21 protein-coding genes and 1 pseudogene are annotated in these 24845 nt (G+C 52.6%); 18 read left to right on the forward strand and 4 right to left on the reverse strand.

Features of this window, described 5'->3' with window-relative positions; genetic code table 11:
* Positions 1-15 precede the first annotated feature (15 nt).
* The 3 genes from V5G20_RS05480 (at position 16) to V5G20_RS05490 (ending at position 5848) form a co-directional block, all read left to right on the forward strand.
* Entirely contained in the window at positions 16-1932 is a 1917-nt protein-coding gene (locus V5G20_RS05480) for a vWA domain-containing protein (protein ID WP_122958209.1), read from the forward strand.
* Complete coding sequence (locus tag V5G20_RS05485) at positions 1922-5005, forward strand: VWA domain-containing protein (protein WP_338463251.1); 3084 nt, start codon at positions 1922-1924, stop codon at positions 5003-5005. The genes V5G20_RS05480 and V5G20_RS05485 overlap by 11 nt, the downstream gene beginning before the upstream one ends.
* A gap of 81 nt (positions 5006-5086) precedes the next feature.
* Complete coding sequence (locus V5G20_RS05490; RefSeq protein ID WP_172920668.1) at positions 5087-5848, forward strand: class I SAM-dependent methyltransferase; 762 nt, start codon at positions 5087-5089, stop codon at positions 5846-5848.
* 159 nt (positions 5849-6007) lie between these two features.
* Here the strand turns inward: V5G20_RS05490 and V5G20_RS05495 are convergent, their stop codons facing one another.
* Positions 6008-6865: a DegV family protein gene (locus V5G20_RS05495; protein WP_338463253.1), complete on the reverse strand. Its 858-nt coding sequence runs from the start codon at positions 6863-6865 to the stop codon at positions 6008-6010.
* Positions 6866-7191: 326 nt separating this feature from the next.
* On the opposite strand from V5G20_RS05495, the gene V5G20_RS05500 reads away from it, so the two are divergent.
* The 6 genes from V5G20_RS05500 (at position 7192) to V5G20_RS05525 (ending at position 12692) form a co-directional block, all read left to right on the forward strand.
* Positions 7192-8055 (forward strand): patatin-like phospholipase family protein, encoded by an 864-nt coding sequence (locus V5G20_RS05500; RefSeq protein ID WP_003391782.1) that lies wholly within the window; start codon positions 7192-7194, stop codon positions 8053-8055.
* A gap of 194 nt (positions 8056-8249) precedes the next feature.
* Complete coding sequence (locus V5G20_RS05505; protein ID WP_003391780.1) at positions 8250-8654, forward strand: hypothetical protein; 405 nt, start codon at positions 8250-8252, stop codon at positions 8652-8654.
* 110 nt (positions 8655-8764) lie between these two features.
* Positions 8765-9514 (forward strand): SurA N-terminal domain-containing protein, encoded by a 750-nt coding sequence (locus V5G20_RS05510; RefSeq protein ID WP_081924232.1) that lies wholly within the window; start codon positions 8765-8767, stop codon positions 9512-9514.
* Between the two features lie 166 nt (positions 9515-9680).
* A complete protein-coding gene (locus V5G20_RS05515) occupies positions 9681-11138 on the forward strand; it encodes an MDR family MFS transporter (RefSeq protein WP_171505793.1) in 1458 nt (485 codons plus the stop codon).
* Between the two features lie 136 nt (positions 11139-11274).
* Entirely contained in the window at positions 11275-11631 is a 357-nt protein-coding gene (locus V5G20_RS05520) for a DUF2512 family protein (RefSeq protein WP_338463254.1), read from the forward strand.
* A gap of 119 nt (positions 11632-11750) precedes the next feature.
* Positions 11751-12692, forward strand: a complete 942-nt coding sequence (locus V5G20_RS05525; RefSeq protein ID WP_003391774.1) for a multidrug resistance efflux transporter family protein — start codon at positions 11751-11753, stop codon at positions 12690-12692.
* Here the strand turns inward: V5G20_RS05525 and V5G20_RS05530 are convergent.
* Positions 12687-13556, reverse strand: a complete 870-nt coding sequence (locus V5G20_RS05530; RefSeq protein ID WP_081924230.1) for an SDR family oxidoreductase — start codon at positions 13554-13556, stop codon at positions 12687-12689. The two genes, V5G20_RS05525 and V5G20_RS05530, sit on opposite strands and share 6 nt — an antisense overlap.
* Before the next feature lie 340 nt (positions 13557-13896).
* On the opposite strand from V5G20_RS05530, the gene coxB reads away from it, so the two are divergent.
* The 5 genes and pseudogenes from coxB to ltrA all read left to right on the forward strand — a co-directional run.
* Positions 13897-14928, forward strand: a complete 1032-nt coding sequence (gene coxB / locus V5G20_RS05535) for a cytochrome c oxidase subunit II (RefSeq protein ID WP_003391770.1) — start codon at positions 13897-13899, stop codon at positions 14926-14928.
* Positions 14929-14981: 53 nt separating this feature from the next.
* Entirely contained in the window at positions 14982-16826 is a 1845-nt protein-coding gene (ctaD, locus tag V5G20_RS05540; RefSeq protein WP_003391768.1) for a cytochrome c oxidase subunit I, read from the forward strand.
* On the forward strand, positions 16826-17452 hold the full coding sequence (locus tag V5G20_RS05545; RefSeq protein WP_003391767.1) for a cytochrome c oxidase subunit 3: 627 nt from the start codon (positions 16826-16828) through the stop codon (positions 17450-17452). Before ctaD ends, V5G20_RS05545 begins: the two co-directional genes overlap by 1 nt.
* 4 nt (positions 17453-17456) lie before the next feature.
* On the forward strand, positions 17457-17771 hold the full coding sequence (locus V5G20_RS05550) for a cytochrome C oxidase subunit IV family protein (protein WP_003391766.1): 315 nt from the start codon (positions 17457-17459) through the stop codon (positions 17769-17771).
* 597 nt (positions 17772-18368) lie between these two features.
* Positions 18369-19088: pseudogene (gene ltrA / locus V5G20_RS05555) on the forward strand (group II intron reverse transcriptase/maturase); the annotation flags it as partial.
* Positions 19089-19277: 189 nt separating this feature from the next.
* Here ltrA and V5G20_RS05560 read toward each other — a convergent pair.
* Both V5G20_RS05560 and V5G20_RS05565 read right to left on the reverse strand, forming a co-directional pair.
* Entirely contained in the window at positions 19278-20207 is a 930-nt protein-coding gene (locus V5G20_RS05560) for an IS3 family transposase (RefSeq protein WP_283858068.1), read from the reverse strand.
* On the reverse strand, positions 20198-20530 hold the full coding sequence (locus V5G20_RS05565) for a transposase (RefSeq protein ID WP_025848869.1): 333 nt from the start codon (positions 20528-20530) through the stop codon (positions 20198-20200). Before V5G20_RS05565 ends, V5G20_RS05560 begins: the two co-directional genes overlap by 10 nt.
* 101 nt (positions 20531-20631) lie before the next feature.
* Between V5G20_RS05565 and V5G20_RS05570 the strand changes: the two genes are divergently transcribed.
* The 4 genes from V5G20_RS05570 to V5G20_RS05585 all read left to right on the forward strand — a co-directional run bounded on the left by V5G20_RS05570 (position 20632) and on the right by V5G20_RS05585 (position 24833).
* Positions 20632-21162: a group II intron maturase-specific domain-containing protein gene (locus tag V5G20_RS05570; protein ID WP_338463256.1), complete on the forward strand. Its 531-nt coding sequence runs from the start codon at positions 20632-20634 to the stop codon at positions 21160-21162.
* Between the two features lie 288 nt (positions 21163-21450).
* Positions 21451-21990, forward strand: coding sequence for an RNA polymerase sigma factor (locus tag V5G20_RS05575; RefSeq protein WP_122958205.1), 540 nt, complete (start codon positions 21451-21453; stop codon positions 21988-21990).
* 13 nt (positions 21991-22003) lie between these two features.
* Positions 22004-23671, forward strand: a complete 1668-nt coding sequence (locus V5G20_RS05580) for a DUF4179 domain-containing protein (protein ID WP_251237982.1) — start codon at positions 22004-22006, stop codon at positions 23669-23671.
* A 262-nt stretch (positions 23672-23933) separates the two neighbouring features.
* A complete protein-coding gene (locus V5G20_RS05585) occupies positions 23934-24833 on the forward strand; it encodes a cytochrome c oxidase assembly protein (protein WP_338463257.1) in 900 nt (299 codons plus the stop codon).
* Positions 24834-24845: the final 12 nt, after the last annotated feature.

Here is a 24845-nt window from a genome sequence, read left to right on the forward strand (position 1 = left end):
GGAGGAGGAGCTTTGATGCAGTGGTTGGCTTTAGGCAATCTCGGTTTTTTGCTGATCGTGCCGGCGATCGCGGCTCTCTATCTCCTGAAGCGAAAGGTGGAAGATGTAGAGGTGCCCAGCACCCTGCTATGGCAGCGGACGCTGCAGAGCTGGGAGGCCGTTCGGCCATGGGAGAAGCTGCAGCGAAACCTGCTCTTGCTGCTTCAACTGCTGGCGGCCATCCTGCTGGTGCTTGCCTTGGTCCGCCCGGCTGTGCCGATGGCCGGAGCGATAGCCGAACACACGATTTTGGTTGTAGATACTTCGGGCAGCATGCTGGCCAGGGAAGGCGGGCAAACCCGCTTTCAAAGGGCCGTGGCAGAAGCGGAAAAGGCGGTGGAAAATCTGGGCAGCGGGCAGGCCGTGACGTTGATCGAGGCAGGTCGCGAGCCAAAGGTGTGGCTGTCCAAAAGCACGGAGAAAGAGAAGGTTTTGCAGGCGCTCCACTCGCTCGCTCCAAGGCCCGGAGAGACTGATCAGCACGCAGCCCTTTCCCTGGCGGGAGCCATCGCCTCAACGGAAGAGGGAAGCGGCGTGATGTGGTTTGGCGACGGCGGGGGAGAAGATCTGCACGAGCCGGGGCAGAGCACCGCTGCAGCGGTTTCCATTCCGGGGCCGTTCCGTTTCCATGCTGCCGGCCGCTCCACGGAAAACGTGGCTGTCGGCGCTTTCGTCACACAGACCGGAAGCGAAGGCACGGAAGGCTTGCTGCGCATCGACAATCACGGGTCGCAACCGAAAAAAGGCAATATCTCGATCTTCGGGCTTGACCAAAATTTGCTCGACGTAGGCACGTTCTCCGTCGAGGCGGGAGCTTCCCAGACGGTTGCCTTTGAACGATTGCCCGCGATGCCTGCGTACCGGGCCGTAATTGCAGCGGAGGCGGACGGTCTGGCCGAAGACAACGAGGCTTGGAGCGTTCCGTATGGTTCGGGCAAAGGCCGGGCCGTACTGGTGAGTCCAGGGGGAAACCGTTTCCTCCATCAAGCCCTGCAAACGGTAGGAACCGTAGAGCTTGAGACTGAGACGGCACTGCCGGGCGGGAAAAGCGGCGCAGCCGATCTGTGGATTTTTGACGGTGTGGTTCCGGACAAGCTGCCGGAGGGAAACATCTTGCTGATCGCGCCCGATAAAAAAACGGACTGGCTTCCGTACCAGGGAGTGGCGGAGGTGACTGGCAATCTCGAATCCGTGCAGGCGGATGACCCGCTGATGAAGTACGTGGACTGGCGGGAAGTGCATGTATCCAAAAGCGCTGTCTGGGGTTCGATTCCCGGCTTGCGCACACTCGTGCGGGCGGGAGAGAACGAGTTGATTGCAGCAGGTACGCTGGAGGGCAAAAAAGTTGTCATCATCGGCTTTGACCTGCACGACTCCGATTTGCCGCTGCGGCCCGCCTTCCCGATCTTCATGCAAAATGCCGTCACCTGGCTCTCTTCGGTGCAAAGCGTCCCGATTGGTCCCGCGTTGCCGGGCGAAGCGCTTGCGGTCTCCTTGACGCCAGGCGCGGCCAAGCGGGTGCTGACGCTGCCTGACGGCACATCGCAAACGCTGGATGTACAGGGAACGACCTGGCTGTTCCAGGTTCCCGAGCAGACCGGGCTGTACCGGCTGACAGAGGAAACAGACGGCGGGTCGGCCCCTGTCGAACGCTATTTTGCCGTCCACATGAGCGAGGCGGAGTCCGATATCGCTCCGCGTATGCTGCGTGTCTCTTCTGGCAAAGCCGCAGGGACGGACAACGATGAGGACAGCATAGAGGGCGATGCCGCTGGACAGAGCCTGGACGGCAACGCACAGGCGACGGGGGCAAGGGAGCTTACGTATTGGATCGCTGCGCTGGCGCTTTTGATTGTGTTTGTGGAATGGAGGGTGTATCGCCGTGGGTATTGACGTACAGCAACCGTGGTTTCTGCTGCTCCTTCTCCCGGCGGTATACGCGGTGCTTCACTGGTGGCGCGGGCAACAGCAGATGCCAGTCAGCCGCAAAAGCGTTATCGCCGCGATCCGGACAGCGGTCTTTTGTCTGCTGATTCTGGCTTTGGCCGGCATCCAGGTTCTCTACCCGGTACGGGCCGAGACCGTTGTTTTCGTCTGGGACAGCTCGGCTTCGATCAAGGACGATCAGCAGCCCAGCCGTTTTCTCAGGGAAGCGGTGGAAGGCAAGCGGGCAGAGGATCAGTACGGCATCGTCGCGACAGGGGCCAACGCGGCGGTAGATCAGCCGCTGACGACGAGCAGCCAGGTCCAGCCTGTCTTTGTGGAAGTAAACCGCCACGCCACCAATCTGGCGGAGGGAATCCGGCTTGCGCAAGCGATGATTCCTACCGGCGCCCGCGGCAAGATCGTGATCATCACCGACGGGATGGACACGCACGGAGATACGGCGCGCGAAGTCAAGCTGGCCAAAGAGCGGGGGATTGCGGTAGAAAGCGTCCTTTTCGAGCAGCCGCAGGGCGATGAGGTCGTGCTGTCTGCCGTTCAGGTGCCGGATCGGCTGTACGCGGGAGAGGAATACGCGATCAAGGTTGAGCTGGAAAGCACCGTTGCGACCAAAGCGGTGCTTCGCCTCTACGAAGGAAACCGCGAAGCCGGGACACAAGTCGTTCAGGTCGAAAAGGGGAGGAACCGCTTTCTCTTTTCCCAAAAGGCTATGAATGAGGGCTTTCACCGCTACCGGGTGGAAATCGAGCCGGAGCGTGATACGGTGCAGGCCAACAATCAGGCATTTGCCTATACGCAAGTGACGGGGACGCCGTCTGTTTTGGTTCTGGAAGGACATCCCGGTGCCGCCAGCAACCTCGTCCAGGCTCTCCAGGCTGGCAATATCAAGGTTGAGACGAAGGACGTGGCGCTGCTGCCAAAAGAGCTGGAAGGCTACAAGCAGTACGCTTCCATCATCCTGGCCGACCTGGCCGCAACACAGGTCAGCGATGCCGATATGGAGCGGATCAGAACGGCTGTCCGCGATCTTGGCGTCGGGTTGATCATGACAGGAGGCTCCGACGGTTTCGGTATGGGCGGCTGGTTCCAGACTCCGATCGAAGAGGCGCTTCCCGTGCATATGGATTTGCGCAGCAAGGAAGAGCAGCCTACGCTGGGACTTATGCTGGTCATCGACAAATCGGGCAGTATGGCATCCGATGCGTATGGCGTCGACAAAATGGAGCTGGCGAAGGAAGCCGCGATCCGGGCCACGACCATGCTCAACCGCCAGGACGAGATCGGTGTGATCGCGTTTGACGGCAGCCCGTGGGAAGTGGTGGCCCCTCAAAACGTCACCGATCTGCCTGCGATCCAGGGGCAGATCGGGAGCATATACGCAGACGGAGGCACCGATATATTCCCGGCGCTGCAGATGGCCTACGACCGGATCAAGACAATGAAGACGAAGCGCAAGCACGTCATCCTGCTCACAGACGGACAATCCGGCCGCGAAGACAATTACCAAGGCATGCTGGAGCAGATGATCGGGGAAAACATCACGGTTTCGACCGTTGCGGTCGGGGATGATTCCGACACAGGGCTCTTGCAGGACATCGCCGATTGGGGAAAAGGACGCTACTACTTTGCGAGCGACGCGACCTCGATTCCGAAGATTTTCAGCAAGGAAACGGCCCTCGCCAGCCGGACGTTTATCGTTGAAAAACCGCAATACCCCGAGCGCACGGGGGCAGGCGACTGGGGGACGCTCCGGCAGCCGCTTCCGCTGCTTCGCGCCTATGTGGCGACGACGCTCAAGCAGACGGCAGAGCCGGTCTTGATGAGCCAGGACGCCGACCCGATCCTCAGCCGTTGGCAGTACGGTTTGGGCCGAGCCGTCGCCTGGACGAGCGATCTGGAAGGCAAATGGGGACCGGATTGGGTCGCATGGCCGGGCAACAGCCGTCTCTGGACGGAGATCGTCGGCTGGACGCTGCCCCAGGTCGAGACCGGACGTTGGCAGGTCGAGACGCAGCTTGACGGGTCCAGAGGAAAAGTGACGGTATCCTTGCCAAAAGGCGAAAAGCTGCCGCAGGAGCTGGAGGCTGTCGTCGTCAACCGGGAGATGAAGCGGGAAGTGGTCCGGTTGAAACCTGTCGCTCCAGGGACACTGGAAGGAAGCTTTGACGCCGCTGAGCCGGGCAGCTACCTGATTCAAGTGACGGAGAAAGCGAATGGAAAGGTGACGGCCGGGCAGACAGCCGGGCTAAGCGTATCGTATTCGCCTGAGTTCGGATTGCAGCAGGACGGCGAAGGGCGGATGCAGGAGTGGCTTTTGGCTGGAGGCGGCACACGAATTGCCGATCCGGCAGAGGTGTTTACCGGAAAGCTTCCTGCCAAATGGGAAACACAGCCGATCGGCGACTGGCTGCTGATGCTTGCGGCTCTCCTGTGGCCTCTCGACGTTGCGGCCAGGCGCTTGCAGCTCCCTGAGCGTTGGTGGGCAAGGGTGACTGGATGGCTTCGGAAGCGAAGGACTGCAGAAGCTGTGGAAGAGACGGAAAGCGCCGCCGTGTTTGCTCGACTCGGGGAGAAACGGGGACAGCGTTTTAGAAGCAGCGAGAGCGGTCAAGACGGGCAAGGCAGCCAAACCAGCCAAACCAGCCAGAGCAGTCATAGCACTTCAACCAGCCAAACGAACTTGGGCAATCAGGCCGGAGGACAATTGGACAATGACTCCCATGCAGCCACTAGTTCCAACGGAGCCACTGGCTCCAACGCTGCCAATGTCTCCGCAGGCTTGAATGCCCGGGATCAAGGCACATCCGCCGGTTCGCTTTTTGACAGACTGGACAGGGCAAAGACCGAGCGCGGGAAAAAAGGGACTGGCACACCAGCGAGCGGGCTGGGGCCGTCTGCAGATTCCTCACGACCGTCCAGTGCTCCCCAGTCGGACCAGCCTCAAGCAGAGAGCAAGGGGACGGAGCAGACTGGAGAGACCTTCAACAGGCTGCTTGCCGCCAAAAAGAGAAAGCAAAAGTAATCACATTCATTAATTATGAAAGTGTGCGTTGGCGCTGAACTCCTGGATATAGAAGTTCTTTTGGGGAAAGAGGAGGAAAAAATGGACCGACAAAAATGGTTTGACTGGTTGCTCGAAGAAGCCAAAGTACCGTTTGAAGGCTGGGATTTTTCCTACGTCGGGAAAACAGGACGGTTGAAGGAAGCGCCACTTTCCTGGAATTACACCGGCCTCGTCATGCGCAAGCTGCCGGAGATCGGCAGCCTGCTCGATATGGGTACGGGGGGAGGCGAATTTCTCTCCATGCTAAAGCCGCTTCCCGCTCAAACATACGCCACGGAAGGCTACAAGCCCAATGTGGCGGTTGCCAAAGGCAGGCTGGAGCCTCTGGGCATTACGGTAGTCGAAGCGGATGGGGAGGACGCCCTGCCGTTTGCAGATGAATTTTTTGACCTGGTTATCAATCGGCACGAGTCTTTTGATGCGGCCGAGGTATTCCGTATCGCAAAAACAGGGGCTTCCTTTCTGACGCAGCAGGTCGGGGGAGAAAACGATCTGCTGCTCAACCGGCTCCTCGGGGCGCCCATTCCAGAGGAATATTTGCATTGGAATGCAGACTACGCAGTCAAGCAGCTAAAAGAGGCGGGCTTTGCCATCGAGGATTGCCGCGAGGAGATGGTGCCGACCCGGTTTTACGATGTAGGAGCGGTAGTCTACTATCTCCGTGCGGTTCCGTGGCAGATACCAGACTTTTCGCTGGAGAACTACGCGGACGGCTTGTGGGAGATGCACTGTCGGATGGAAAAAGACGGATATATCGACATCCCGAGCCATCGTTTTCTGGTCGCTGCAGTCCGCCAGTAATCACGCGAGAAGCAAAGCATAGGCAAAACATTGCAGGCACCTGCTCAAATCAGAGCGGTGCCTGTTTCTGTCTACCCTTTGATTTTCAATCAAGCCTGCTGCTGCCAGTCCCATTCCGGCTTTCATGCGTGCCTGCCGTCGTTTATCGATGACATTCGCTCAAGATGACTTGGGCTCGTTGGTCCATGTCAGAGCAATGGTCCCTTGCCCGCCGTGAACGCCCAGTACCGGACTGAGCGGATACACGAGCACCTCGATATCCTGATACTTGCTTTTGATCGTTTCCTTTAATTCCAGCGCTTTGTCCATGACATTGCCGTGCAAAATTTCCACTTGGGTAATTTTGTGGATTCCCCGGGCCAGGTCAAGCTGATCCATGATTCGCCGGAAGGCTTTTCCTTCGGTTCGAACTTTTTCGAACAATTCGACAACACCGTTCCTGATGCAAAAGATCGGCTTGATTTGAAGCAGCGTGCCAACGATCAACTGAGCGTTTGACAACCGCCCGCCTTTATGCAGCTGTGACAGCTTTCCGATCACGATGTAGTTTTCGTTTTTGCTCGCCTCTTCCCTCAGGGTGGCGGCTATCTCCCGATAGTCCATGCCTTGCTCCGCCAGCGAAATCCCTTTCAACAGCAAGGTGGTGATCGGATAAGAGACGATTTGGGAATCGACGAGCTCGACGGGAAACTCGCTCATGGCAGCGGCTGATTTGCTTGTATTGTACGTGCCGCTCAATTGGCTGGAAAGGTGAATGGCGATCGCGCAATCATAGTCCTCCGCCAGTTGCTCATACAGCTCGACAAATTTGCCGATTGCCGGTTGCGAGGTTTTCGGTACGGTTTTGGAGTGGTCGATTTTTTCATACAGCTCGCTGGAAGATAATTGAATCCCGTCCGCGTAGGCGCCGTCTTCAAAGATAACGTCCAAGGGAACGACGTGGATGTCGTATTTCTCCCGCAATTCATCGGGTACAACGGCCGTGCTGTCTGTAATCCAGGCAATTCGCTGTTTCAAAAAAGAAAGCCCCCTTTGCGTTCACTAGCCCTATCATACTAGAAACGCCAACGCAGGGGACGAAGAGATTATTCCAAAACGTTGACAAGTTCCTGGTAAATCAAGCCAACCGGGTTTTTCACCGATTCTCGTGATATAGAAGATTGTACACAACTGACCGACAGAGTGAGGGCCTCCAAAAAGGAAAAAGCCCACAAGCAAAATAACGAGCGAATGGGGCAGGGCCGGGCAAATTCAGGTGTAAATCGGTGAATTACCTTCCTGTTCCCACAGATACTATATCCGTACATGTTCATGCGAGGCTTGTTTCACAGGAGGGAGAAAAGATGGACAGCTTCGGATTGGTTCTCCAGGGAGGAGGCATGCGCGGAATCTATACGTCGGGGGTTCTCGACTGCTTTCTGGAGCACGAGCTGATTGCTCCGTACATCATCGCTGTTTCCGCAGGGGCTTGCAATGCCCTTGCTTACGTGGCAAGGGAAAAGGGAGTGGGGAAATACATGTTTATCGAGCATCTGTGCGACATGCGGCATTTCTCTCTGCGCAATCTGTATCGGCATGGCTGCATGGTCGGCATGGACTTCATTTTTGAAGAGCTTCCCCGGCGGATTCTCACCTCTTCCTTTCAGGGACTTGCGCAAGCACCGGAGAAATTGGTTGTCGCCGCGACTGATTTTAAGACAGGCGAGAGCATCTACTTTTCCAAGGACGAGCACGATCAAGAGCTGTTTCTCCTTGCGGTTCGCGCTTCGTGCAGCATCCCGCTGCTATCGGGAACGGTCTGTGTTCAAGGGGCGAAAATGCTCGATGGCGGCTTGGCAGATCCGATACCGATCGGCAAGGCGATAGAGGATGGAAACGAGCGGAACATCATCGTGCGGACAGGTACGGAGGAATTCATCCGGCAGCCAGCCAATCTCGCGTGGGCCACAGACCGGCTATTTCCCCGCTACAAGCATCTGATGCGGGTCGTTTTCGATCACCATCGGCGCTACAACGATACGCTTGCCCGCATCCGGCAACTCCGTGAGGAACAACGGGCCTTTGTCATAGCGCCGAGCAGACCGATGAACATCCGGCGTGTGGAGAGGAACCGAAATCGTTTGATGGAGCTGTACACGCTCGGCTACGAGGATGCGAAGAGGTCGCTTCGCCCTCTCTATCAGTGGCTGGAGAAAGTCCGCCTATAGCGGGCTTTTTTTATTGCCATTTTGAAGTGTGCCAGGCCCGTTTGGACCAGGTCCGTTTGTACTGGATAACGTGTTCTTTCCATTCCGCTCCGTTGCACATTTTTTATAGAAATAATGAAAAATCTGGTCAGCGGTACAAGCAATGAAAGCGAGACGGCATATACAAGTAGTATGAGTCCGGAGGGGGTGGGACCTTGACGCCAGAGCATCAGAAGACGCAACAGGAGAATGTACTGCGGATTTCACAACGATTGGACAAATTCGAAGAACGGATCGACAAGCTGGAAGTTCAGATGACGGTAGCGACCAAGTGGCTGGAACGGATTGAGCATCGATTGGTAAAAATGGAAGAATCGCGCTCAGAACTTTTGCAAGCGATAACCAAATTGCAGACAGAGCTTGAGCTAAAACGGGGATCGAAAGAGAAGGAAATTATTTTGCAGATGTTGGACAATGACAAAAGCGATATGGAAAAACTCACACAGCTCATAGAAGGAGACAAGAAAAGAAAACAAGAGAGATTTTTACGAGTATGGGCCGTCCTGGGACCGGTAATCGCCTCCGTTCTCTCTTCTTTTTTCACCAAATACTTCATGTAATCCGTGCTGGTTCGCATTGTGGAAAGGTTGTGGAAAAAGGATTCCATCTTTCTTCCGTACTCTGTGTCTATTATAATGGCACAAGGGATGAGAGAAGAAAGAGAGGACCAATGATGAAGAAGTTCGATTTATCCATGCTAACCATAGCCATACTGGTTTTGGCTCTTGTGATTGTCGGCGTTGCATTGAAGCCGGCTGATGATCCTGTCATTGCAACTACGGGCAAATCTCAAATTACGCAGGGGCAGCTCTACGAGCATATGAAAGAAAGCTACGGAAAACAGACGCTTGGCATTTTGGTCAGCCGCAATCTGGTGGTGGAAGAAGCCAAGGAGCTCGGCGTGTCCGTCCAGGAAAGCGAAGTCGATCAGGAAATCAACAAGCTGAAAGAGCAGATCGGCTCCGAGGAAGTTTATCAAAAAACGCTGAAAAGACAGGGCTACACCGAAGCAAGCTTCCGCGGTACGCTGCGGACACTTCTTTTGAGGGACAAGGTATTCGCAAAAGCATATCCGGTAACGGACGAAGAAATCCAAGACTACTACAATAAATACAAGAGCAACTTCGGAGATCCCGCGCCTGCTTTGGAACAGTTGCGTCCTACGATCGTTGAAGAGTTGAATGCGTCCAAACGCAAAAAGTACATGGACGAATGGCTGGACGGCCTGGAGAAAAAGTTTGGGGTGCAATATCTCGATCCGTCGCTCTCCTTGAAGAAGGAAGAGCCGAAAGCGGAGGAACAGAAAACGGAAGCTTCCAAAAAAGAAGAACCGAAGACGGAAGCTCCGAAAACTGAAGCTCCGAAAACGGAAACGCAGAAAACAGAAACCCCAAAAACGGAAGCACCGAAAAGTAATTGATCCGTTTGGGAAAGGTAAACCTGTGCCGAGTGCAATCGGCGCAGGTTTTTTTATTGACTTTTTTTACTAGTGCCCGTACCATAAAGCAATTCAAGCAACAACAACGGCATACACAACACCCTTGATCGGAATGTTGTCTGGCTTATGTGGAGGGAAGGAAATACGGATGAAACCTGTAACAAATAAGCGTAATGTGACGATTGCGGTTATGATTGCGACCTTTTTGGCCGCTATTGAGGGAACGATCGTCAGTACGGCGATGCCGACGATCGTCAGCGACCTGGGCGGCTTTCACTTGATCAGTTGGGTCGTTTCGATCTATTTGCTCACCTCGGCGGTGACGACGCCCATATACGGCAAGCTTGCCGACTTGTTTGGGCGCAAGCCTGTGTTCAACATTGGGGCGATCCTGTTTTTGCTCGGATCAGCGCTGTCCGGCCTGTCTCAGACGATGGAGCAATTGATCTGGTTCCGGGCCTTTCAGGGACTGGGAGCGGGTGCCATCATTACGATTACGTATACGATTGTCGGCGATATTTACCCGTTTGAGGAAAGAGGAAAGGTACAAGGGTGGATGAGCGGCATCTGGGGCATATCCGGTATCCTGGGGCCGTTGACCGGAGGCCTTCTGGTCGACTATGTTTCCTGGCACTGGATTTTCTACATGAATATCCCGTTTGGCATTGTCTCCATCGTTTTGATTTGGTTGTACCTGCATGAAAATATCGAGAAAGTCCGCAAGCACATCGACTATGCCGGAGCAGCAGTTTTTACGATCAGCGTTTCCGCGCTGCTGTATGCGTTGTTGAGCGGCGGGACTGAACATCCCTGGAGTTCGCCGCTGATCGTCGGTCTGCTGATCTTTTCGGCTTTGGGCCTCCTGCTGTTTATCTACTTGGAAAAAAGATCGCCGGAGCCGATGCTTCCCTTGCAGCTGTTTACGATTCGGAAAATGAGCATCGTGAACTTCGCCGGATTTCTTCTCGCTTCCGTGCTGGTGGCTGTCTCGTTTTATCTTCCGCTGTGGATTCAGGGCGTGTACGGATTGGGTGCGACCGGTTCCGGGCTGACTTTGATTCCGATGTCCGTTGGCTGGCCGATTGGTGCTGCGCTGAGCGGGCGTCTGCTGGCCAAGATCGGGATTCGGCCGACATCGCTCTTTGGCGTATGCGTCTTGATTGTCGCTACCGTCTGGCTGTCCATGATTGAACCGGCGACACCTCATGTCATGCTGTACGGGATTACGTTCCTGTTTGGCCTAGGCTTTGGCTTCGCTTTTACTTCCTTTACCGGAGCGGTACTGAGTGTGTCCTGGAATTTGCGCGGTGTTGCCGTTTCTACGAACTCCTTTATCCGCACGTTGGGACAAACCCTCGGGATTGCGCTGTTTGGAACCTTGCTGAACTCTTATGTACAGAGCGCACCCGGAGCGGAAAACATCGACGTCAACAAGATCCTGAATCCGCATGAAGCAAGCCTGCTGCCGCAGGAGCTGTTGCAAACAGTGAGGGAGCTGGTAGCCGGCGGGCTGCACCAGATTTTCGTCATTCTGCTCGCATTGGCGGCAGTCAGCCTGATCGTAACCTTGGCTTACCCGCGAGAAAGAGAGCAGGAAGCCGCCTAGTTGAAGCGGTCCAGCCAATCATAGGGCGCGTGGGAGGGGCTCGATGACATCCCACGGCACAACAAACGGCTGTTTTTGCTTCGACTAAGCGATTCTGTATACGGGCATACTGTGAAAACCTGAAAAAGGAGGAAGCATGCCTGTGTACGGATTGCTTGTCAAGCTGATTACTGCTCCGCTCGTAGTCGTCCTGGCCGATGCGCTGTTCCCCGAGGTAGACTATGCAACCCTTTACCAGTCCATCGGCGTCGGCCTGGTGCTTGGCGTTGCCGGACATATGCTGGAGCTATTGCTGCTTCGGCGCGGGACGCTGTGGATGAGTACGGCAGCCGATATGATTTTGGCTTTTCTGGTCGTCTGGCTGAGCAGCGGCCTCTTGGTGGGAGCGAGAATCACGCTGATCGGTGCCGGTTTTACTGCGATTCTGTTTGGTGCAGTTGAATACATTCACCACGTCTCCCTGATCAAGAGCGGACGTGCAGAAAAGACATAGGGCACATCTTTCAAAAGGTGTGCTCTATTTTTTTCGGGATTTTGACAGCGAGACTGCAGAGTTATATGCTTACAATTGAGAATCTTCAGAGAGTGGAACTGGAAAGAGGGAGTCAACATTTGAAGGCGATTGTACTTGGAATTGTCGCTGCATTTTTCTTCGCTTTTACATTTGTATTAAACAGAGCGATGGAGCTGGACGGAGGAAGCTGGATCTGGAGCGCATCCCTGCGTTATCTATTTATGGTGCCGTTTCTGCTGCTGATCGTGGCCATCCGGGGCAACCTTGGGCCGCTGTGGCAGGAAATGCGGAAGCATCCGTGGCAGTGGCTGCTCTGGAGTTTTGTCGGGTTTGGCTTGTTTTATGCTCCGCTCAGCTTTGCCGCTGCATACGGTCCTGGCTGGCTGATCGCCGGTACCTGGCAAATCACGATCATCGCCGGGTCGCTGCTCGTACCCTTTTTCGGGCAGAGGATCCCGTACAAGGGGCTGGCCATGTCTGTCCTGATTTTGGCGGGAGTGGCGATCATGCAACTGCACGAGGCGAAGATGCTGGGAGCGGCGGAGGTGCTGTACGGGATCGTGCCGGTCGTGATCGGAGCGTTTGCCTATCCGCTCGGGAACCGGAAAATGATGGCCTTGACCAGTGGGCGAATTGACGCGTATCAGCGCGTTCTCGGAATGACGCTTGCCAGCTTGCCGTTTTGGCTGGTCCTCGCAGGCTTTGGCGTGACGACGGCGGGAATGCCCAGCATGGGTCAATTGGCGCAGTCGCTGCTCGTCGCGATCACATCGGGAATTATCGCGACCGTGCTGTTCTTTCAGGCTACAGATCTGGTCAAGGGCAATCCGGTTCAGTTGGCCGCGGTAGAAGCTACCCAGTCTGCGGAGGTCGTCTTTGCCGTCCTTTTGGAAATCGCGATTCTCGCGGCCCCGCTGCCCTCGCTGTGGTCCGGTACGGGCATGCTCGTCGTCATGATCGGCATGGTCCTGCACAGCTATGTCTCTCATCTGCCAAAGCAGCCTTCCGCTCCGGTGAAATCGCCATCAGCCGCCTCATGAACGAGGCGGCCGCATCTGCTTATTCACCAGCGTCTCAAACCAGCGCCAGGGAAGCCACTGCTTGGCGAGGATGGAAAGCCTGACCCCGCTCCCGACAGGGTAGCGGAAGGAAGGCCGTGGAGCCAGAGCCGCGCGAACGATTACTTCTACCACTTCATCCGGGGCAGGGGCCCGCTCGGCTATTTTGGTTACCATAGTTGTCAGGGACTCCATTTGCCTGCTGTAGGGAGAAGCGGGGCGAGAGGGGGCATTTCCGAGTCCCTTTTCCCAGATGCTTGTCTTGTACGAGCCCGGCTCGACCAGGACGACATTGATGCCATGCGGGAGCATCTCCAGACGGAGCGACTCGCTGAAGCCTTCCACCGCATGCTTGGAAGCGGCATAGGCGGCCAAACCGGGAAAGCCGATTCGCCCGCTGATGCTGCTTATGTTGATGATCGTGCCGTATTGGCGTTCGCGCATATGGGGCAAAACGGCCTGTGTCACGCAAATCAATCCGAACACGTTGACTTCAAATTGCTCCCGCCATGCGGCAAGCCCGATTTCTTCGACAAAGCCGCCGCAGGCAAAGCCCGCGTTGTTCACGAGCAAATCAATGTTTTGATGACGCGCGAGCACGCCGGAGACTGCAGCTATGACTTCGTCAGGCCGGGTCACGTCCATTTGCACGACTTCCAGACAGTCGGTTACGCCATTTTGGGCAGCCAGCTTGTCAAGCTCTTCACGCTTTGAGATGTCCCGCATCGTGGCGATGACGAAGAAGCCCGCTTTGGCGAGAGCGACAGAGGTGTGCAGCCCAAAACCGCTGGAACTTCCTGTAAGGAAAGCGATTCGTTTGGATGTGTTGGTAGCCAAAACTATCACATTTCTCCCTTCTACTACCTGAATATCCGTCTGCTGGTAGTAAACTTTACGAAAATGTTCATAAATTTGTTAACAGAATTATAACAAATGGACTCCGATATTCAGATAAATTTATGTATACTGAAAGAGTTAATCGCAAAGGTAGTATTTTACTGCGGCCCTTACTCCTTCTTTAAATGTCTTTAAACCGATGTTGCTATTCCTTTTCGCTATTGGTTATCATAGTGGAGGAAAGTAGCAACTCCGACTATTTATTGGCAGCGGAGGAGTACGAAATATACGCTCCCGCCGTACATACGACAGGGCGTAATCAACATGAAAGAAAGAGGGGTTCATTGGTATGAAGAGTTGGCAACAATCATGGCGTCAGCTTTTCCTGTTTGGGTTGCTGGCGCTGACGCTCTCCGGTTGCGGCATGAGAGAGCTCTCTGCACTTCAGCCGCAGGGGCCGGTTGCAGCCATGCAATTCGACTTGATGAAGCTGTCGGCTTCCATCATGATCGGGGTCTTTATCGTCGTTATGCTGATCCTCACCTACGTACTTATTCGTTACCGCAAGCGTCCAGGACAGGAAGGCATTCCCAAACAAGTGGAAGGCAGCCATACCCTGGAGATCATTTGGACGGTCATTCCGTTCCTGCTGCTCATCGTAATGGCAGTACCAACTGTTACTACAGGATTTACTCTTGGTAAAGAATACAACAAAGATGAAGCGCTTCAAGTTCGTGTAACCGCTCACCAGTTCTGGTGGGAATTCGAGTATCCGGACCTTGGCGTATCTACAGCGCAAGACCTGGTATTGCCTGTCAATCAAAAAGTCCAGTTCACTTTGACATCTGCTGACGTTATGCACGCATTCTGGATCCCTGCCCTCGGCGGAAAGATCGACACCAACCCGGGACTGGAAAACAAAATGTGGCTGCAAGCTGACAGAACCGGTGTCTTCTACGGAAAATGCGCAGAGCTCTGTGGAGCGTCTCACGCATTGATGGACTTCAAGGTTGACGTCCTGGAACAAGACGAATTTGCTGCCTGGGCAGAAAAAATGAAGGGCGTTCAATCTGCAGAACCTGCAGCGCCAGCTTCTGCAAACGCTGTCCAAGGACAACAAATCTTCGAAAAGAGCTGCTTGGGCTGTCACGCTGTCGCAGGCAAAGGCGGAAAACTGGGGCCGAACCTGACAAACTTCGCCGATCGCCAACGCGTAGCCGGTATCATGCCTAACGATGCTGAACACTTGGCCAAATGGCTGAGAGATCCGCAAAAAGAAAAGCCGGGCAACAACATGCCAAATCTGAACCTGAGCGAAGATCAAATCAATTCGCTGGTTGAGTACATGTCTACGCTCAAAGTACAGGAAATAAAAAGATAAAGTTAATGAATGGAATCGTCATGAGGCAGTGACGCTAAAAAGGAGGTAAAACCGTGTCTGCACATGCTTCTCATGCACCCAAGCGGTCGGGAATCGCTGATTGGCTCACTACCGTGGACCATAAGAAAATCGGCATTCTGTACCTGATCGCCGGTGGGATCTTCTTCTTGGCCGGCGGTCTTGAAGCCCTGCTTATTCGCTTGCAATTAATGTATCCAGAGCTCCAAGTGGTCGGTGCGAAGACGTTTAACGAACTGATCACCATGCACGGAACTACGATGATCTTCCTGGCAGCGATGCCGGTGATCTTTGCACTGATGAACGCGATCGTACCTCTTCAGATCGGTGCGAGGGACGTTGCGTTCCCGTTTGTGAACGCACTCGGTTTCTGGCTCTTCTTCTTCGGGGGCGTCCTTATCAATACAAGCTGGTTCCTCGGCGGCGCGCCGGATGCCGGTTGGACGTCCTACGCAACTCTTGCTTTGAATCAATATAGTGGATTCGGGATCGACTTCTACGTACTCGGTCTGCAGATCGCAGGTCTGGGTACCCTGATCGGTGGTATCAACTTCCTGGTAACCATCATCAACATGCGTGCACCGGGCATGACCTTCATGCGCATGCCGCTGTTCACCTGGGCGTCCTTCGTGACATCCGGATTGATCCTGTTTGCTTTCCCGGCGATTACCGTCGGCCTTGTACTTCTGATGTTCGACCGTCTGTTCGGGGCAGCGTTCTTCAACCCTGATGCAGGTGGTAACGTTGTTATCTGGCAGCATCTGTTCTGGATCTTCGGTCACCCCGAAGTGTACATTCTGATTCTTCCTGCCTTCGGTATCATTTCCGAGGTAGTAAGTACCTTCTCCAGAAAGCGCCTGTTTGGTTACAGCTCCATGGTATTTGCGACAGCACTGATTGGTTTCCTTGGCTTCATGGTGTGGGCGCACCACATGTTTACGACTGGTATGGGTCCGATCGCCAACACCTTGTTCGGTCTGGCAACGATGCTGATTGCCGTTCCGACCGGTATCAAGATCTTCAACTGGCTCTTGACGATGTGGGGCGGGCAAATTCGCTTCCCTACCGCAAACCTGTTTGCTGTTGGTTTTATCCCGACCTTTACAATTGGTGGTATGACAGGGGTTATGCTCGCGGTTCCGCCTGCTGACTACCAATACCATGACAGCTACTTCGTAGTTGCTCACTTCCACTACGTAATCGTTGGTGGTCTCGTATTCGGTCTGTTCGCCGGTCTTTACTACTGGTGGCCAAAAATGTTCGGCAAAATGCTGAATGAAACGCTCGGGAAATGGAACTTCTGGACCTTCTTTATCGGGTTCCACCTGACCTTCTTCCCGCAGCACTTCCTCGGCCTGATGGGTATGCCGCGTCGCGTATTTACGTACCTGGCTGGCCAAGGTCTGGAACTGGGCAACTTTATCAGTACCATCGGTGTCTTCGGAATGACGATCGGTACGATTCTCTTCCTTGTCAATGCATACGTTTCCGCGAAGAGCTCCAAGCGCGCGCCTGCGGATCCGTGGGATGGCCGTACGCTGGAATGGTCGATTCCTTCTCCGCCGCCGGAGTACAACTTTGCGCAAACTCCGCTTGTTCGCGGTCTGGATGCTCTGTGGGTAGAAAAAATGGCTGGCAACAAAGGCATGACTTACGCAGAACCGCTTGGTTCGATTCATATGCCGAATGGCTCCTTCCTGCCGTTCATCATGTCTCTGGGCCTGTTCATCGCAGGTTACGGTTTCATGTACCACAATTACGTTGTAGTCGGAATTGGTATGGTAATTACGTTCGGATGCATGCTGATGCGTTCTTTGAAAGACGACCCTGGCTACCATATCGAACCAGATGAAATCGAAGAAAAGGGGGTTAAGGCGTAATGGCGACCCATCACGTAAATGCGGTTCTGCCTGATGAACCGGAAAAAGCCACCCTTGAAGGCAAGAACAAGATTCTCGGCTTCTGGCTCTTCCTTGGTGGAGAGACCGTCCTGTTCGGTTCGCTGTTTGCGACGTTTATCGCGCTGCGCGACCAGACAAATGGCGGGCCAACCTCCCAGCAGCTGTTCGATATGCCGCTTGTGGCGTTGGCTACCTTGCTCCTTTTGACCAGTTCGCTTACCAGCGTGTTTGCGGTTCTGGCCTTGCACAAGAAAGACCTGAAAAAAATGCAAGCCTGGATGACTGTCACGGTTATCCTTGGCCTCGGCTTCCTGGCTTTGGAGATTTACGAGTTTATGCACTACGTCCACATGGGACATAAAATGACTTCCGGTGCATTTGGATCGGCCTTCTATACGCTGGTCGGATTCCACGGAGCTCACGTGGCATTCGGGATTCTCTGGATCTTGACCGTTCAACTGCAGACCGTGAAAAAAGGTCTGACAGTGGTAACGGCTCCGAAGTTTTACGTAGCCAGCCTGTACTGGCACTTCATTGACGTCGTGTGGGTATTCATCTTTACCGTGGTATATCTCATGGGTATGATCGGTGGAAAGGTGGGATAAGACGATGGGAGCACATGTACATGATGAACCGCGTAAGCCCAAGGTAAAGCACGATGGTGCGAAAAAGCATGTCATTGCGTTTATTGCATCTCTCGTCTTGACCGCACTGGCATTTGCCGCTGTAGCTTTTGAAGCGATTCCGGTCGGATTTACGGTTCCGTTTATCGTCGGTCTCGCATTTGTCCAGGCGCTGTTCCAGTTGTTCTTCTGGATGCACATGGACCAAAAGGGACACGAGTTTGCACGAATTTCGATTTTCGCCGGATTGACCTTTATCCTGATCGCGATTATCGTGTTCGTATTCTGGGTTTGGTGGTAAAAAGAGAAGAGGCAGACGAAATTTCGTCTGCTTCTTTTTTTGGTGCGCCCAGCATGGGCGATAGCTATAGGGTGAAAGTCCCGAACGGGGGTTGGCTGTACCAACCGTTAGCTCAAGGCAAGGGTGTCGACCGCGAGGTCGAATCTGAAGGAAGCCGGCGGCAAAATCCCGACCTGAGGTACACGAACCCAATTTGAGGCTGTTGTATCCGGGCGAGTCTGCCAAACAAGACAAAGCCCCATACAGCCAAGGGATACAGTAGTAAACTTGGGCAGGTACATGGGATGAAAGTTATCGTTCTTACCTGGGGAGGTCTGCATGAAACGCCTTCAACTGTTGGTAACCGTCTCCGTAAGGAGACGCTGAACATGCAGAAGTCAGCAGAGGCCATAGTACCCGAGTAGAGGACGCTTGAATGGGGAAGGGCCGAACATCAAGTCAGCATGCGATCCATGTCTTTTGATACGGTACGTCGAAGCAGAATTCTGTCAAGGAACTACTTTTGAAGAGCAGGGGTGAAGCCCCGAGGGTACAAAAGAGGGCTGAGTATCGTACAGCAAGCACGGAGTCCGCATGTGCGAAGGAAGGAACATCATTATGGATTTGCTGGAAAAAGTCTTATCACGGGAAAACTTACGGATGGCACTCCAACGAGTGGAGGAAAACAAAGGTGTCGGTGGAGTCGATGGTGTTTCAACCGAACAACTACGCGATTATCTACGTGAACACTGGCAAGCCATCCGCGAGAAGATGGAAAGGGGAACCTATAGACCTTCACCTGTTCGCAGAGTCGAAATCCCGAAACCTGACGGTGGTGTAAGGTTATTAGGCATTCCCACCGTGGTAGACCGCTTTATTCAGCAGGCCATCCTCCAAGTGTTAACGCCGATCTTCGACCCCACCTTCTCGGAATCTAGCTATGGGTTCCGTCCAAAACGTAGCGCTCACATGGCAGTAAGGAAAGCGCAAGCGTATATCTCCGAAGGATATCGTTTCGTGGTGGACATCGATCTAGAGAAATTCTTTGATCGCGTAAATCATGATATTCTAATGAGCCGTGTGGCTCGAAAAGTTCAGGACAAGAGAATTTTAAGACTGATTCGTTCCTACTTGAATGCGGGGATCATGATAAATGGCGTCTGTACAACATCAAGTGAAGGAACACCGCAAGGTGGGCCGTTAAGCCCACTTTTGGCAAATATCCTACTTGATGATTTGGACAAGGAACTCGAAAAGAGAGGCCACCGTTTCTGCCGCTACGCAGACGATTGTAATATCTACGTGAAAACAAAACGGGCAGGGGAACGAGTAAAGCGGTTTAACCCCTTAAAATTTGAGTCTTTCTCCCTTATTCTCGCATTTTCATATGCTTCTTCCCTCCTTCAACCACCTAGGAGTCTAGGAAGGAAAACGCCTAGCGTCAAGGAGATCACTTGACCCCAGACGTTTTCCTTCCTGCTTGTCAGCTAGGTTGAAGTAGGGATCATTCTGCAATCCTTTGCCATACTACACTTTCACAACAAATGGTGTAATGAGTTGCAAGGCAAAGGCTTTACCAAATTCTACAGGTGATAAATCGTACAAGCTTCCATGAATCCGTCGCTGATTATAAAAGAGCAGATAGTTTGTCACGATTTCATAGGCTTCTTGATAGCTCTGAAATTCATTCCGCTGCAAACATTCTTTCTCCAAAACACTGTGAAATGACTCAATGTGAGCGTTTTTATTGGGTGTCTTTGGAGGAATTCGCTCATGCACCGTTTGGAAATGCTGACAGGCTTCTTCAAAGGCATGGCTAATAAACTGTGGACCGTTATCCGTACGGATAACAGGGCGATCATCACAATTGAATTGCTGCCGTTTCCACAAAGCACGTTGGAGAATCTGAGCAGCATGTTTTCCTTCGCAGGTCAGTCCGAAATGGTAGTCCACGATCGCTCGATCATAGACATCAATGAGACTCATCAGGAAAAAGAAACGCTGTTCTCCTACGATAAATCCGTATTTTACGTCTATCTCCCACAATTGATTCGGAGCGGTAATCTCTCGGTTGTTTGCCAACTTTCGAGGATGTTTCCTTTTCTTTTGTCGTTGTGGTTGCAGGAGTTCTTCTTCTTTCAGCAAGCGGTAAACCTTTTTCTTGTTGATGACCAGTTGGTGGTCTCGCCGTAGGCAGACGGTAAGCTTTCGATATCCATAAGCAGATTCTTCATCGGCAATCAACTCGGATAGCCATTCTTTGATTTGTTCGTCACTGACAGGTTGTCCGTCTTTTGACAACGAATAACCGGGTATAGGTCTTCCTCCGTGATAAACGCGAGGTTTTTGGGAGGCTTTGTTTTTTCGGTAATAGTAGGTTGCTTCCAGGATGCCGACAATACGTAGCACTAGTTTGGCTGTGTACCCCAGCTGTATCCACTTGTCGGCTATTTCCATTTTGTCCGATAAGCTGGGTTCACCTTTTTTACAAGATCACGAAGGATCGCGATTTCCAAGTCCTTTTCTCCCAGTAATTTCTTCAGTTTATCATTCTCCGTTTCCAGTTCCCGAAACTCTCCTGGACTTGGTGTATAGCTTGTTACAGCTTTAGCTTCGGAAGACGTATTCTGCCAATCTGCGTGTTTGGAGTCACGTATCCATCGATACAGCATTTTAGGGTCTATCCCATGCCGTCTGGCTACTTGGCTAGCGTTTCCTACTTCGTGGGCTTCCTGGATCAATTGTTGTTTGAACTCGATTGAATAGCGTCTCCGTTGCATAAAAATATCCCCCTGTTCTTCTGATATCAGCTTAACAAGATAAGGGGGTATGACTCAAATCCAATTTTGGGGCTTAAAAGAAGAAGAGTATTCAAAACCACTTGGAGAAGGTACTAAGGCTAAAAGTAAATGAGGAGAAAAGCGCGATAGACCGACCATGGAAACGAAAATTCTTGGGCTTTAGTTTTACCTTTGCAAAACAGACAAGGATTCGCATCCACCCCAAATCCCTCCTCAAGCTAAAAGAGAAAATCCGCACGATCACGAATCCGGTGTGGAGCATCTCGATGGAGAAGCGGATTGAAAGAATAAATCAGTACCTCATGGGCTGGATTGGATATTTCGCCCTTGCAGACGCGAAGGGCATTCTAAAATCCATTGAGGAATGGACAAGGCGCAGGCTCCGTCTTTGTTTGTGGATGCAGTGGAAACGCGTGAGAACCAGATATCGAGAACTTCGTTCTCTTGGCATATCTCACGTAAAAGCCATTGAAATTGCAAATACCCGCAAGGGTGCATGGCGTACCACAAAGTCTCCGCATATACACAAAGCCCTCGGCATTGCCTACTGGCAACAACAAGGGCTGAAAAGCTTAGTGCAACGATATTCTCAAATTCGTCAAGCTTGGTGAACCGCCGTATACCGAACGGTACGTACGGTGGTGTGAGAGGACGGGGGTTAGTCGCCCCCTCCTACTCGATATTCTGTGGAGAAAAAGAGTCTTCTTGAAAACGGCTCTGTTATACTCCGTCAATAGCTTGTTCATGTCAAAAGGTGACATGAATTTTTTTTGTATCATGAACAAATTTCCCTACTTTAAAATTTTTTATGAGAGGGGGCAGCTCCCTTTTTCGTCTATAGTAGTGTACAACCAAAAAGGTACGGCTGCGCAGCAACCTTTTTGCGAGGAGGTAAAAACATGCAGGACGATCGGGAGATCATTGCGGAGGTACTTCAAGGAAACAAAGAAGCTTATGCTCTGATCGTCAACAGGTATAAGGGAAAAGTCGCTTCGATTCTGCGAAAAGCGATGGGGCATTCCCATGAAGTCGAGGACATCGTGCAGGAAGTGTTTATCAAGGCGTACTACAGTCTGCCCGACTATCGACCGGGACACTCCTTTTCGGCCTGGCTCTATCGAATCGCCATGAACCGGGGCATTGACGAATTGCGAAAGCGAAAACGAATGCCTGGTGTAGCCGAGGTGAGCAGTGAACTGAAGGACGAATCTCCGATCCCGGAGGAAGTTTTTTTGGAAAAAGAGCAACGGGTCGCTTTGCGGCAGCAAATCATGGCGCTGAATAAAGACTACGGGACGCTGCTGGATATGCACTATCTCCAATTTTTGAGCTACAGGGAGATCAGCAGCAGATTGTCGCTGTCTGTCGATACGGTGAGGATGCGCCTTTCCCACGCGAGAAGAAAGCTTCGAGACCGCCTGAGCAAAAGCGAAAAATAAGGAGGGAATCCACTTGAAATGCCTGACGCAAGAACTCATGGTCGACTACATGGAAGACAAACTATCTCCGGAACACAGAAGAAAGCTGGAGCAGCATTTCGATCATTGCAAGCACTGCCAACGACAGTTGGAGCAATGGGTCGACGAGCTGGAGGAAGCGGGCAAGGCCCTCGTGGAAGAACCCCTTTCCGAGGATTTGGACCGCAGGATCATCAGCGCCCTTCCCGCGCATCCAGTGAAAATGCTGCACCGGGCTGCCGATACGAGGCAGTTGCCTATTTGGAAAAAGAGGAGTCTGGATATTATGAAAAAGACAACGATAGCCGCAGCGACATTGGCAGTAGTCATTTCCGGCGGCATGATGTATTCACCGACGTTTTCTACTTATGTGAACGGCGTATTTGCCAGCAGTCCGACGAACAAAGCGGAGCCTGTGGGCGTTGCGGGCAACGGCCTGCTTACCAGGCTGGGTGACGATGGCATTGAGGAAGCCGCCAAGAAAGGATTTCTCCAAACACCGAATGCAAGTGTTGCCGACCAAGGGTTTACCCTGACAGTCCATGAGGTAGTAGCAGATCCCTTTCGCATATGCATTCTGACTTCCATTAAGGATAAAAGCAATAAAAAGGAATCGCACTGGGATGCTTATCAGGAAGGACAAATCACGATCAAGGATAAACAAGGGAATGTTTTGCATTCTTCGACAGAAAAAGGAGCTTTGAAATGGGGGCTTACGGGAAAAGGCACGGGTAAAGGCGTGAACGAAGATGGCCCTTACATGGAGCTGGTACACGATCTCAGCAGCCTGAACGGCGGCAAAGGGCTTCCGGATGAGCTGATTGTAGCATTCGACATCAAAAAAATCGGCGAGACAAACGGAAACTGGCAGCTGGAGGTTCCGGTGGACCTCAAAAAAGCGAAAGCGGCGACCAAAACGTATGCTGTAAACAAGAGCTATACCACTCCGCAAGGGTTGAAGCTGGACGTCAAGCAGATTACGTTTGCGCCAACCGGTGTCGAGCTGGTCGTTGACCGGAACACAAAAGAGATGGAATACAGCTTTGAGCTTGTGGATGAACACGGTTCTGTTCTGGGAGCTTGGGCCCCTGGCTTTATTTACGGAAAAAACGGGGAAAGGAAAAATCTGATGAGCGATCCGAGACGGAGCAAGTGGCGTCCTTCTGAGGAAATCGGGGAAAGCGTAAGGGATTTCCACTACTTCCAACCGATCGACGAAACGAAGAACATGATTCTCAGGCTTGGCCCTGTCTATAAACAGGAGCCGGCAGCGTTCCAGGCAAAGCTCGACCTTGCGAAGCTTGAGAAAGCCCCGGTTACGGTAGAGGAACAAGGCAATCGCTACACATTTCAGCATGAAAAGAACCAAGCCGACGAACCTGATCATTACATCGTCAGAGTCGAGGCTACGATTGGGAACGGAACGGCACCGATGAACCCCTTGTCCACATTCGGAGTCATTACGGATGAAAGCGGCAAGAAATACGATAGCGCATTCCTCAACGATGAAAGAAAGTATGAAAACGGACAGCTTCATATTAACGGTGGACTTCTCCTAAAGGGCGTCAAAAAACTGCCGAAGGAACTGATCATCTCCTACGACAAAAAGTATACGGAGCATCACGATGCAAAATGGGAGGTCCCGATCCAGACCGGAAAATAAGAGATGCGGCCAGGCATAGTCACGACAGGCACGGGCAAATGTTTGACAGAAAGCGATGAGTCAGCCAAAATTTGATTGCAGATCCCCTTTATGCAGACAGGAAATTGCATCTTCCTTCCTGTTGGCATGGAGGGGATTTTTCCATATTCGTTTGTCAACATATTGTTCATTTTTAGGAGAGGAAGTCGGGCTGAATTAACGGTATAATGAAGATTGTATAGAGGGCACCCTTTCTAATATGAAAGGAGGATTGAAAAATCCGATGCATGATCATCACCAACATGGAACGCCCGTTGATGGCGGGATTGGTTCGTTTTCTGATATGTGGAGCCCGACTGTCATTTTGATTACCATTTTGCTGACGATCCTTTACTTTGCACTAACAGGGCCGCTGCGTCACCGTTTTGCGGATTCAAAACCGGCAACGGCAAAACAGAAGGTGCTGTTTGTTTTGGCCATGCTGTTTTTTTATGCGGGTGCAGGCAGTCCGATCAACTACGTGGGACACCATTACCTGTTCAGCATGCACATGCTTCAAATGTCCCTCCTGTTCTTTGTATTGCCTCCGCTTTTGATGGTAGGAATTCCGGGATGGCTGTGGACGGCGATTTTCAGCAACAAGAGAATGTACGCCTTGCTGCGAATCTTCACAAAACCGATCGTGGCGGCTGTCGTTTTCAACGCTTTGCTGTCTTTCTACCACGTTCCGTTCATTCTTGATACCGCTTCTCTGAATCACGATGCGATGAATGCTTTCCACGCTTTCCTGTTCTGTACGGCTTTCTGTATGTGGTGGCCGATCGTAAATCCGCTGCCAGGCCAACCGGAGCAGCTCGCGGGCCTGAAAAAAATGGCGTATTTGTTTGCCAACGGGATTTTGATCACACCGGCATGTGCGTTGATTATCTTTGCCGGAGAGCCGATTTATCAGCATTACATGAATGCGCCACAGTTGTTCGAAGGGTATACCGCCTTTGTTGACCAACGGACCGGAGGCATCATCATGAAGCTGGTTCAGGAAATGGTCTACGGCTCTGTTTTGGCCTACATTTTTTATAAATGGCGCAAGGACGAAAAGCAGGACGACTTGCCGATGGATCAGCAGCCTGCAGCCCAAAATATCGGTGTGCTGAAGCCTGCGACCGATCAGCGCAGAGCATAAGGTATTAATAGA

This window comes from Brevibacillus borstelensis, assembly GCF_036700025.1.
Lineage (GTDB): Bacteria > Bacillota > Bacilli > Brevibacillales > Brevibacillaceae > Brevibacillus > Brevibacillus borstelensis.